Consider the following 12,157-nt stretch of genomic DNA (forward strand, 5'->3'; position numbering starts at 1 on the left):
AAAACGGCTGCGGGGTGGAGTCTCCTCCGCAGCCATCCTGCGTTTAGCGGCGGTTTCTCACCAGCTGATAACGACGGGTCAGATACTCAACCGGCGCGCTCCAGATATGTACCAGGCGGCAGAACGGGAACAGCAGGAACAATGTCATCCCCAGCACCATGTGCACGCGGTAGATCACGGCTACGCCTTCCAGATGCTGCGACGCACCACCGTGGAAGGTCACCACCGCCTGCGCCCAGCCCACCAGCTTCATCATTTCACTGCCGTCCATATGCTGGGCAGAGAACGGAATGGTCAGCAAGCCCAGCGTAGCCTGAGCCACCAGCAGGGTCATAATCAGAATGTCGCCGACGCTACTGGTCGCCCGCACCCGAGGATTGGTCAGACGGCGCTTCAGCAGCAGCGCGCCACCCGCCAGCGTCATCGCACCGAATAGCCCACCGGCAATCATCGCCAGCTTCTGCTTCACGTCAATTGGCAGGAACGATTCATACATCCAGTGTGGCGTCAGCATCCCGACGATGTGGCCGAAGAAAATACCGATGATGCCGATGTGGAACAGGTTAGAGGCAAGACGCATCCCTTTTTTGTCCAGCATCTGACTGGAACCGGCCCGCCAGCTGTACTGCCCGTAGTCATAGCGCAGCCAACTCCCCACCAGGAAGACTGTTCCGGCCAGATAGGGGTAAATATCAAAGAAGAAAGTGTTAATAAAATTCATGCTGATTCTCCTGTGGTGCGCGCAGTCGCTGCGGCGATATCGAGATACTGCGGCGCGACCGCATCGGCGAAGCGACGCTGATGCATCGCCTGCTGGGCCGAGGCGCAGCCCTGTTCGCCGAGAAACTTAATCTGTTCCTCTTCCCACACCGCATCGAGTGCTGCCGGAGTATCATCGCGCGCTTCCTGCGCCACCTGGGGTTTGAGGGCCGCAGGATCGACCGTACTACCTGACAACGTCAGTAACACCGTGAAGAGATCGGCGTAAGGACTCTGGCGATCTTCCAGACGCGCCGCCAGTAAGGCCAGAATCGGCACGATGTCATCCAGTCCCTGACGTGCGGCCTCATCACTTTTACAGGCGAGATATTCCAGGTAGAGCGGCAGATAATCGGGCAACTCTTTGCTGTCCAGCTCCAGACCGTCGGCCCGGTACTGTTCCAGCAGATCGACCATCGCCTGACCGCGATCGCGGGATTCACCGTGCACATGTTCAAACAGCAGCAGCGAGGTGGCGCGGCCGCGATCAAACAGCTCGCAGTAGTCAGCCTGCACATCCAGCATTGGCCTGGCGCAGAGCTGACTGATGAAGCACAAAAGCCGTGCGCTCTGCTGCAGATTGAGTTCAGGGGCGTTTTCCAGCGCCGCGATCAGATCGGGATAGTGGGTAAACAGCGCCTCATCCGGGTAATCCAGCAGGCGCGACAGCACGCGCAGCGTCATCATGAGGCATCCTCCGGACGCGTGGTTTTCTTACTAACGTCGATAGCATCGATACGGCGGCTGTTGAACAGGTTGAATTTGCTGTCGCTGCCGTGACAGCCATCGCCAAAGCTAAAGCCGCAGCCTTTGCTTTCAGGGAAGGCTTCACGCGCCAGTTCGCGATGACCTGAAGGCACCACAAAGCGATCTTCATAGTTCGCAATCGCCAGATAACGGTACATCTCCTGCGCCTGTGCTTCAGTCAGACCGACCTGCTCCAGCGCCCGAATGTCATGCGCACCGTCTACGCTTTCTGCGCGCTTGTAATGGCGCATCGCCAGCATGCGTTTTAGTGCCAGCAGTACCGGCGCGGTGTCACCTGCGGTCAGCAGGTTTGCCAGATACTCAACCGGAATGCGCAGGCTTTCCACATCCGGCAGCACGCCGGTGTGCGCCAGCGCCCCACCATCCACGACCGACTGAATGGGTGACAACGGCGGCACATACCAGACCATCGGCAGCGTGCGGTATTCAGGGTGAAGCGGCAGCGCCAGCTTCCACTCCATCGCCATTTTATAAACCGGTGAACGCTGTGCTGCGTCGATCACGCTCTGCGCGACGCCATCTTTCAGCGCCTGCGCAATCACCACCGGATCGTTGGGATCAAGGAAGATATCCAGCTGGCGCTGATAGAGATCTTTCTCGTTTTCTGCTGCGGCAGCCTCTTCAATTCGGTCAGCGTCATAGAGCAGCACGCCGAGGTAGCGGATACGGCCAACACAGGTTTCCGAGCAAACAGTCGGCTGACCCGCTTCGATGCGTGGATAACAGAAAATACATTTTTCTGATTTGCCGCTTTTCCAGTTGAAGTAGATCTTCTTGTACGGACAGCCGGTCAGGCACATGCGCCAGCCGCGACATTTATCCTGGTCGATCAGCACGATGCCATCTTCGCCACGCTTGTAGATCGCGCCGCTTGGACAGGTCGCCACACACGCTGGATTAAGGCAATGCTCACACAGGCGTGGCAGGTACATCATGAAGGTGTGTTCAAACTGGCCGTAAATCTCCTTCTGGATGTTATCGAAGTTCTTGTCCTGCGAGCGTTTGGCAAACTCGCCGCCAAGGATCTCTTCCCAGTTCGGGCCGTTTTCGATCTTTTTCATCCGCTGACCGGTGATCAGCGAGCGCGGACGTGCGATCGGCTGATGTTTACCGGCAGGTGCATTGTGCAGATGCTGATAATCGAAATCGAACGGCTCGTAGTAATCATCCAGTGCAGGCACATCCGGGTTGGCGAAGATCTTCGACAGCAGGCCGACGCGACTGCCCATGCGCGGCTCCAGTTTGCCGTTGATCTTACGGATCCAGCCGCCCTTCCACTTCTTCTGATCTTCCCAGGCGTGCGGATAGCCGACGCCAGGTTTGCTTTCGACATTGTTGAACCAGGCGTATTCCATGCCCTCGCGGCTGGTCCAGACGTTTTTACAGGTCACCGAGCAGGTGTGGCAGCCGATACATTTGTCGAGGTTCAGCACCATGCCGACCTGTGAACGAATTTTCATAGTTTTACCTCCTGCTGGCTGCCCTGGCAGGCATCGTTGCCTTCCCCATCTAACCAGTTAACGTTGTTCATTTTTCTCACCACCACGAACTCATCGCGGTTAGAGCCGACGGTGCCGTAGTAGTTAAAGCCCCAGGAGAGCTGCGCATAACCGCCGATCATATGGGTCGGTTTCGGGCAGGTTCGCGTCACAGAGTTATGGATGCCGCCACGCTGGCTGGTGATCTCCGAGCCGGGGATATTCACGATGCGTTCCTGGGCGTGGTACATCATGGTCATGCCGGCCGGGATACGCTGGCTCACGACCGCACGCGCGGTCAGCGCACCGTTAGCGTTGAACGCCTCGATCCAGTCGTTATCCACAATGCCCAGCTCGCGGGCATCATCTTCACTCATCCAGACGATGGGTCCGCCGCGTGACAGCGTCAGCATCAGCAGGTTGTCGCTGTAGGTAGAGTGAATGCCCCATTTCTGATGTGGCGTCAGGAAGTTCAGCGCCTTCTCCAGGTTACCGTTGGGCTTGCTGTTCAGCAACGGCTTCGCCGCGCGGGTATCGATGGGCGGACGATAGACCATCAGACTTTCACCGAAGGCGCGCATCCACTCATGATCCTGATAGAGCTGCTGACGGCCGCTCAGGGTTCGCCACGGGATCAGCTCATGGACGTTGGTGTAGCAGGCGTTGTAAGAGACATGCTCATCTTCCAGGCCTGACCAGGTCGGGCTGGAGATAATTTTGCGCGGCTGCGCCTGGATATCGCGGAAGCGGATCTTCTCGTCTTCCTTGTTCAAAGCCAGATGCGTGTGGTCACGGCCGGTAATCACACCCAGTGCCTGCCAGGCTTTCACCGCCACCTGACCATTAGTTTCCGGTGCCAGCGCCAGGATCACTTCTGCTGCATCGATCGCCGTGTCGATATTCGGCCGTCCCGCCGCCGGGCCATCCGCTTTGACATAGTTCAGCTGTTTGAGGAAATCGACCTCTTTGCTGGTGTTCCAGCTGATGCCTTTGCCGCCATTACCCTGGGTATCCAGCAACGGTCCCAGCGAGGTAAAGCGCTCCCAGGTCGCCGGATAGTCGCGCTCGACCACCATAATGTGTGGCGCGGTTTTGCCTGGAATCAGGTCGCACTCGCCTTTTTTCCAGTCTTTTGCCTCAAACGGCTGCGCCAGTTCAGCAGGCGAGTCATGCAACACCGGCAGCGTAACCACATCCGTTTCAACGCCTAAATGTCCAGGGCAGAGATCAGAGAACGCTCTGGCAATGCCTTTATAGATCTCCCAGTCGCTTTTGGAATCCCAGGCCGGGTCAACAGCGGCCGAAAGCGGATGAATAAACGGATGCATATCCGAGGTATTCATATCGTCTTTTTCATACCAGGTAGCGGTAGGCAACACCACGTCGGAGTAGAGACAGGTGCTCGACATGCGGAAGTCGAGTGTGACCACCAGATCCAGTTTGCCTTCGGCGCCCTGGTCCAGCCATTCCACTTCTTCGGGCTTCACGCGACCCTGCTGGCCCAAATCTTTTCCCTGAATACCGTTTTCGGTGCCCAGCAGGTATTTCAGCATGTACTCATGCCCTTTACCGGATGAGCCAAGTAAATTGGAACGCCAGACAAACAGATTGCGTGGGAAGTTCTGCGGGTCATCCGGCTGTTCAGCGGCAAACCGCATGGTGCCCTGCTTCAGGCTTTCCACGGTGAAATCCAGCGGTGACTGACCGGCGGCTTTCGCCTGCGCTGCGATGTGCAGCGGGTTGACGTTAAGCTGAGGCGCGGAAGGGAGCCAGCCCATGCGTTCAGAACGAACATTAAGGTCGATCAAACTGCCGCTGTAACGGCTTTTGTCCGCCAGCGGTGACAGCAGTTCGCTGGTGGCCAGGGTTTCATAGCGCCACTGACTGGAGTGGTTATAGAAGAAAGAGGTACTGTTCATCTGACGTGGCGGACGCTGCCAGTCGAGGCCAAAAGCCAGCGGAGTCCAGCCGGTCTGCGGACGGAGTTTCTCCTGGCCAACATAGTGCGCCCAGCCCCCCCCGCTCTGACCGACACAGCCGCAAAAAATCAGCATGTTCATCAGGCCACGGTAGTTCATATCCATGTGATACCAGTGGTTCATACCGGCACCGACGATGATCATTGAACGGCCACGGGTTTTCTCTGCGTTTTCGGCAAACTCGCGGGCAATGCGAATGATGTTTTGACGCGAAACACCTGTAATCTGTTCCGCCCAGGCCGGACTATAGGCTTTAATCTCGTCGTAGTTTTGCGCGCAGTTGGCATCATCCAGACCGCGATCCAGACCGTAGTTCGCCAGGGTCAGGTCGTAGACGCTGGTGACCCACGCTTCACTGCCATCGGCCAGCTGCAGACGTTTTACCGGCAGCTTGTGCAGCAGGATCTCATCCAGCGCGACGCTGTTGAAATGCTCGCTGGTGATGCCACCAAAGTAAGGAAAACCAACCTCAACCACCTCATCGTGGCTGCCGAGCAGACTAAGCTGAAGCTCGACTTCCTTCTGTGACAGGCCGTCACGCTGCTCCAGGTTCCATTTGCCTTTTTCGCCCCAGCGGAAGCCGATAGAGCCCTGCGGTGCAATCAGTTCACCGGTCGCCTGATCCAGCGCCACGGTTTTCCATTCCGGGTTATTTTCCTGACCCAGGCCATCCACCAGATCGCTGGCGCGCAGCTGACGGCCCGCCGCGTAGTAACCCCCCTCACGGGGCTCCAGCATGACCAGCATCGGCATATCGGTATAACGACGTACGTAGTCGCGGAAATAACCGACTTCGCGATCAAGATGAAACTCTTTCAGCATCACGTGGCCCATCGCCAGCGCCATCGCGCTGTCGGTGCCCTGCTTCGGACTCAGCCACTGGTCGCATAGCTTCGCGACTTCAGCATAGTCCGGGGTGATCGCCACGGTTTTTGTCCCTTTATAGCGGACTTCGGTAAAGAAGTGCGCATCCGGGGTACGGGTCTGCGGCACGTTCGAACCCCAGGCAATGATGTATGAGGAGTTGTACCAGTCGGCCGATTCCGGCACGTCGGTCTGCTCACCCCAGGTCATCGGTGACGCAGGTGGCAGATCGCAGTACCAGTCGTAGAAACTCAGGCAGGTGCCACCAATCAGTGACAGGTAACGTGCGCCGGCAGCGTAAGAGACCATCGACATCGCCGGAATCGGCGAGAATCCCATAATACGGTCAGGGCCATAGGTCTTCGCGGTGCAGATGTTCGCGGCGGCGATCATCTCGTTCACTTCCTGCCAGCTGGAGCGAACAAAGCCACCGCGTCCACGGGCCTGCTTGTAACTTTTGGCCTTTTCAGGATTGCTGATAATGGATGCCCAGGCATCCACCGGATCGCTGTGCTGCGCTTTCGCATCACGCCACAACTGAATCAGCTTCTTGCGCATTAGCGGATATTTCAGGCGGTTAGCGCTGTAAAGATACCAGGAGTAGCTGGCACCGCGTGGGCAGCCGCGCGGCTCATGGTTAGGCAGATCGGGACGGGTACGCGGGTAGTCGGTCTGCTGGGTCTCCCAGGTGACCAGACCGTTTTTCACGTAGATTTTCCAGCTGCATGAGCCGGTACAGTTAACACCGTGTGTGGATCGCACAATTTTATCGTGCTGCCAGCGGCTGCGGTAGCCATCTTCCCAGTCGCGATTACTGTTTAAGGTCTGGCCATGCTGGCCGGAAAACGGCTCAGCCAGCTGTTTAAAATAACGAAATCGATCAAGAAACTTGCTCATCCGGAATACTCCTGAAGGCCTGGTATGACATTGCTGACTCTGCATCTGTCGCGACACAGAAAGTAAAATTTTGCCGGTGCGCCACACCGGCTTTGTCGTTATCAGGCGCGTGCTTTTCGTCCGTAAACCACCCAGGTCACGGCGATACAGCAAAGGTAAAAGACCAGGAAGATTTTCATCGCGCCAGCGGGTGAACCGGTCATGGCGAGCGACAGGCCAAAGGTCTGCGGAATAAAGAAGCCGCCAAGCGCGCCAATCGCAGAGATAAAGCCCAGCGCAGCCGAGGTTTCTGTCGCCGCTTCACGCTGTGCCAGGGTATCGTCGCCACCCTCGGCTTTGATACGTTCCAGCGTCAGCTTGCGGAAGAGCACCGCAATCATCTGATAGGTAGAGCCGCTGCCCAGACCGGAGGTCAGGAACAGGCCCATAAATACGGCGAAGAAGGCGATAAACGAACCGTCATGTCCGTTACCCGGCAGGGTGAGGAACAGCAGCGCGGCAAACAGCGCCATGAGGATATAGTTGACCAGCGTGACGCGGGTTCCGCCGAGGCGGTCAGATATGATGCCGCCTGCTGAACGGGCCAGCGCGCCAATCAACGGACCGAAAAAGGCGTAGTGCATGATCACGACATCAGGAAACTGTGTCTTCGTCAGCATGGCAAAACCGGCAGAGAAACCAATAAAGGAACCAAAGGTCGCCAGATAGAGCAGCGCCATGACCCACAGGTGTGGACGTTTCAGCACCGGCAACTGCTCACGTAGCGAGGATTTCGCCGCTGCCAGGTCGTTCATGCCGAACCAGGCTGCCAGCGTGCCGATTGCCAGGAACGGCACCCAGATCCAGGCCGCATTTTCCAGCCAGAGGCTGTCGCCGGTGACGGTGGTATGGCCCACATCAGCAAAATCAAAGATGGCACAGGAGATCGCCAGCGGCGCGACAAACTGCATGACGCTGACGCCAAGATTACCGAGGCCGCCGTTGATGCCCAGCGCGCCGCCCTGGCGGGCTTTGGGAAAGAAGAAGCTGATGTTGCCCATGCTCGAAGCGAAGTTAGCGCCGCCAAAACCGCACAGCAGGGAAATCACCATGAAAGTCGCAAATGAGGTCTGGCTATCCTGCACGGCAAAGCCTAGCCACAGGCAGGGAATAATCAGGATACCGGTGCTGAAGGCGGTCCAGCGGCGTCCGCCAAAGATAGGAATAACAAAAGAGTAAGGGACGCGCAGCAAGGCGCCGGAGACTGACGGCAGCGCGGTCAGTAAAAAGAGCTGTTCAGTACTGAAGTTGAAGCCAACTTTGTTCAGGTTCACCGCGACGGTGCTGAACAGCATCCAGACGCAGAAGCCCAGCAACAGGCAGAAAACAGAAATCCACAGGTTACGGCTGGCGATACGTTTACCGCGTGACTGCCAGAACGCATCGTTTTCCGGTTGCCAGTCCTGAATTAACGCGCCGCGCGTCGGGGTTTGCAAAGAGGCGGATTGGGTCATAAATCTCTCATCAGCAGAATAATAATTGTGCATATCCTGCGCATCCGGCCTGGCGGCGTGCTTGATACAAATCAACGGCAAGGCAGGTTACGAAGGTGTGGCACCCCCAGCCTGTCCCGGTTAAGTAGTTTAGTGAATCCGGATAACCCTTATAAATCATGCGGTTTAATTGAGGCGACAGATGCCATCAGCAAAAGGAAGCCAGAATGGAAATAAAGGAGTAGTCCATTAGGGGTATATAGCGACCCCGCTTCATCGGTAAGATAGGCCTCCCGCCCGCTCAGGCCGGCGAATATGACAGGAACAGGAGCCATTGTGGCGACAGAGAAATTCACGCTCTTATTGATCGACGACCATCCCATGCTGCGTAACGGGTTAAAGCAGCTGATTGCGCTGGATGAACGACTGCAGGTGGTTGCCGAAGCGGGTAATGGCATCGATGGACTGGCGCTGGCACAGCAGCATGATCCCGACCTGATCCTGCTTGATCTTAATATGCCGGGTCTGAACGGACTGGATACCCTGACCCAGCTGCGTGAAATTGCTCTCTCTGGCCGGGTGGTGGTATTCAGCGTTTCAGATAATGAAGAGGATGTGGTCTGCGCGCTGAAGCGCGGCGCGGATGGCTATCTGCTGAAGGATATGGAACCGGAAGCCTTGCTAAAAGCGCTGCATCAGGCTGCTGCCGGGCAAATCGTGCTGAGCGAAGCGCTGACTCCGATTCTGGTTGCCCGATTACGCGAAGCGCAGCCTGCTCAGATGCGCGATATCAATCAGCTGACCCGCCGTGAACGCGACATCCTGCAACTGATCAGCGACGGGATGACCAACAAAGCGATTGCCCGCAAACTGGACATCAGTGAAAGCACAGTCAAGGTCCACGTCAAATATCTGCTGAAAAAGATGAACCTTAAATCCCGGCTTGAAGCCGCCGTCTGGGCGCTGCAGAACGGGCTGCACTAACCCGCCCCCATCCTGATGCGGTGCATTGCCGCCCTGCCCGCCGTAAACTGTCGCAGAAATCGCGAGCCACCTCGCAGCCCCGGGTCAGAGTCCTGAAAAAAGGCTCTTTTATGTCGCCAGCCGCCGCCACATTTGCCAGGATGCCCTTCAGGTTACACCCGGTCAGGATCAGGGCGATGTATCAGGCTGGCATATGCCCTGCCCTATTCGTTATCATCTGACTATCCTGCACGCCTGGAATCCCTTTCGGTTTCATGGGCGTTGACCCCCAGAAATTTACCGCATTAAAGATGAGTCAAAACCTTATGCAAGAGCCAACTGAAAAGGACTTTCCTTCTCACACGCCCATGATGCAGCAGTACCTTCGCCTCAAGGCAGAGCATCCTGACATTCTGCTGTTTTACCGTATGGGTGACTTCTACGAGCTGTTTTATGACGATGCGAAGCGCGCCTCACAGCTGCTGGAGATTTCACTCACCAAACGCGGTGCGTCAGCGGGCGAACCGATTCCGATGGCCGGGGTACCCTATCATGCGGTGGAAGGCTATCTGGCTAAACTGGTTCAACTGGGCGAGTCCGTAGCCATTTGCGAGCAGATAGGCGATCCGGCGCTGAGCAAAGGCCCGGTTGAGCGTAAAGTGGTTCGTATCGTCACGCCAGGCACCATCAGTGATGAGGCGCTGCTACAGGAGCGGCACGACAATCTGCTGGCAGCGATTGTGCAAAGCCCGCGCGGTTTTGGTTACGCCACGCTGGATATCAGCTCCGGCCGTTTTCGCCTGAGCGAACCTGCCGATGCAGAAACCATGGCGGCAGAGCTGCAGCGCACCAATCCGGCTGAGCTGCTCTATCCCGAAGATTTTCAGGCTATGTCGTTGATCGATCAGCGACGTGGCCTGCGCCGGCGCCCGCTGTGGGAGTTTGAGATTGACACCGCGCGCCAGCAGCTGAACCTGCAGTTTGGCACCCGTGACCTCAATGGCTTCGGCGTGGAGAGCGCACACCTCGGACTGAGTGCGGCGGGCTGCCTGCTGCAATATGTCAAAGATACTCAGCGCACCACGCTGCCGCACATCCGCTCGCTGAGCATGGAGCGGCAACAGGACAGCATCATCATGGATGCCGCCACCCGCCGTAATCTGGAGATTACCCAGAACCTGGCCGGTGGCACCGACAACACCTTAGCGGCCGTGCTGGATAAAACCGTCACGCCGATGGGCAGCCGGATGCTGAAGCGCTGGCTGCATATGCCGCTGCGCGATGCGCGCATCATTAACCAGCGTCAGGAATCGATTGCTGAGCTGCAAAATCTCAGCGACGTGCTACAGCCAGTGCTGCGTCAGGTCGGCGATCTTGAGCGAATCCTGGCCCGCCTGGCGCTGCGTACAGCACGTCCGCGCGATCTGGCCCGCATGCGTCATGCATTTCAGCAACTGCCAGAACTGAACCAGTTGCTGGCCGATGTCGAAGCACCGCAGCTGCAGAAACTGCGCACACAGATGGGCGAGTTCACCGCGTTACGTGAGCTGCTGGAGCAGGCGGTAATTGAGTCACCACCGGTGCTGATCCGTGATGGCGGAGTGATCGCGCCCGGTTATAACGCAGAGCTGGATGAGTGGCGCGCGCTGGCCGATGGCGCAACCGACTATCTCGATCGGCTGGAGATTCGCGAACGCGAGAAGCTGGGACTGGATACCCTTAAGGTTGGTTTTAACGGTGTGCATGGCTATTACATCCAGGTCAGCCGTGGGCAGAGTCATCAGGTTCCGATGCACTATGTCCGTCGTCAGACCCTGAAAAACGCTGAGCGCTATATCATCCCGGAACTGAAAGAGTACGAAGACAAAGTCCTCACCTCTAAGGGCAAAGCGCTGTCGCTGGAGAAAAGCCTGTATGAGGCGCTGTTCGATCAGCTGCTGCCGCATCTTGAAGCGTTGCAGCTCAGTGCCGCCGCGCTGGCAGAGCTGGATGTGTTAAGCAACCTGGCGGAACGCGCCTGGTCACTTAACTATTGTCGCCCGGTGTTGCAGGATAAAGCCGGGATTAAAATCAGCGGCGGTCGCCATCCGGTGGTTGAACAGGTCCTGAAAGAGCCGTTTATTGCCAACCCGCTGTCCCTGGCACCCCAGCGCCGAATGCTGATCATTACTGGCCCTAATATGGGCGGTAAGAGTACCTATATGCGGCAGGCCGCGCTGATTGCGCTGATGGCATGGATTGGCAGTTTTGTTCCAGCCGATGAGACACTGATTGGCCCGCTGGATCGCATCTTTACCCGCGTCGGTGCCGCTGATGACCTCGCCTCCGGGCGCTCAACCTTTATGGTTGAGATGACCGAAACCGCCAACATCCTGCACAACGCCACTGAAAACAGCCTGGTGTTGATGGATGAGATTGGACGCGGAACCTCCACCTATGACGGTTTGTCGCTGGCCTGGGCCTGCGCCGAAAACCTGGCGAACCGCATCAAAGCGATGACGCTGTTTGCCACCCATTACTTCGAGCTGACCACCCTGCCGGAAAAAATGGAAGGCGTGGTCAACGTCCATCTGGATGCCGTTGAGCACGGTGACACCATCGCCTTTATGCACAGCGTGCAGGAAGGAGCCGCGAGTAAGAGTTATGGTCTGGCGGTAGCCGCACTGGCTGGCGTGCCCAAAGAGGTGATTAAGCGGGCGCGCAACAAGCTGAAGGAACTGGAGAACGTTTCAAATCACTCCGCGTCATCGACGGTCGATGGTTCTCAGCTGCCGCTGCTGGTCGAAGAGACCTCGCCTGCCGTAGAGGCACTTGAGGCCCTGGATCCGGATACACTGACACCGCGTCAGGCGCTCGACTGGATTTATCGTCTTAAATCGCTGGTCTGATAATACGCTGCACCGCTTAATGCGCGGTGCTTTTGTTTACCCGCAATCACTTTTCTGCAGACATAAAAAAAGCGATGGTTTTCACCATC

7 protein-coding genes are annotated in these 12,157 nt (G+C 57.2%); 2 read left to right on the forward strand and 5 right to left on the reverse strand.

The features are described from left to right. Window positions 1-43 precede the first annotated feature (43 nt). The 5 genes from narI to HZZ01_RS15040 all read right to left on the reverse strand — a co-directional run bounded on the left by narI (window position 44) and on the right by HZZ01_RS15040 (window position 8,238). On the reverse strand, window positions 44-721 hold the full coding sequence (gene narI, locus HZZ01_RS15020) for a respiratory nitrate reductase subunit gamma (protein ID WP_179898414.1): 678 nt from the start codon (window positions 719-721) through the stop codon (window positions 44-46). Beyond that, entirely contained in the window at window positions 718-1,446 is a 729-nt protein-coding gene (gene narJ, locus HZZ01_RS15025; RefSeq protein WP_179898415.1) for a nitrate reductase molybdenum cofactor assembly chaperone, read from the reverse strand. Before narJ ends, narI begins: the two co-directional genes overlap by 4 nt. Further along, a complete protein-coding gene (gene narH, locus HZZ01_RS15030) occupies window positions 1,443-2,987 on the reverse strand; it encodes a nitrate reductase subunit beta (RefSeq protein ID WP_179898416.1) in 1,545 nt (514 codons plus the stop codon). The genes narJ and narH overlap by 4 nt, the downstream gene beginning before the upstream one ends. After that, entirely contained in the window at window positions 2,984-6,745 is a 3,762-nt protein-coding gene (locus HZZ01_RS15035) for a nitrate reductase subunit alpha (protein ID WP_179898417.1), read from the reverse strand. Before HZZ01_RS15035 ends, narH begins: the two co-directional genes overlap by 4 nt. Before the next feature lie 101 nt (window positions 6,746-6,846). After that, on the reverse strand, window positions 6,847-8,238 hold the full coding sequence (locus HZZ01_RS15040; RefSeq protein ID WP_179898418.1) for a NarK family nitrate/nitrite MFS transporter: 1,392 nt from the start codon (window positions 8,236-8,238) through the stop codon (window positions 6,847-6,849). A 294-nt stretch (window positions 8,239-8,532) separates the two neighbouring features. On the opposite strand from HZZ01_RS15040, the gene narL reads away from it, so the two are divergent. Next, window positions 8,533-9,201, forward strand: coding sequence for a two-component system response regulator NarL (gene narL / locus HZZ01_RS15045; RefSeq protein WP_179898419.1), 669 nt, complete (start codon window positions 8,533-8,535; stop codon window positions 9,199-9,201). Window positions 9,202-9,506: 305 nt separating this feature from the next. Next, window positions 9,507-12,068 (forward strand): DNA mismatch repair protein MutS, encoded by a 2,562-nt coding sequence (gene mutS / locus HZZ01_RS15050; protein WP_179898420.1) that lies wholly within the window; start codon window positions 9,507-9,509, stop codon window positions 12,066-12,068. The last annotated feature ends 89 nt before the right edge of the window (window positions 12,069-12,157 follow it).

The sequence above is a fragment of the Pantoea sp. WMus005 genome (genome assembly GCF_013415305.1).
Classification (GTDB): Bacteria; Pseudomonadota; Gammaproteobacteria; order Enterobacterales; family Enterobacteriaceae; genus Pantoea; species Pantoea rara.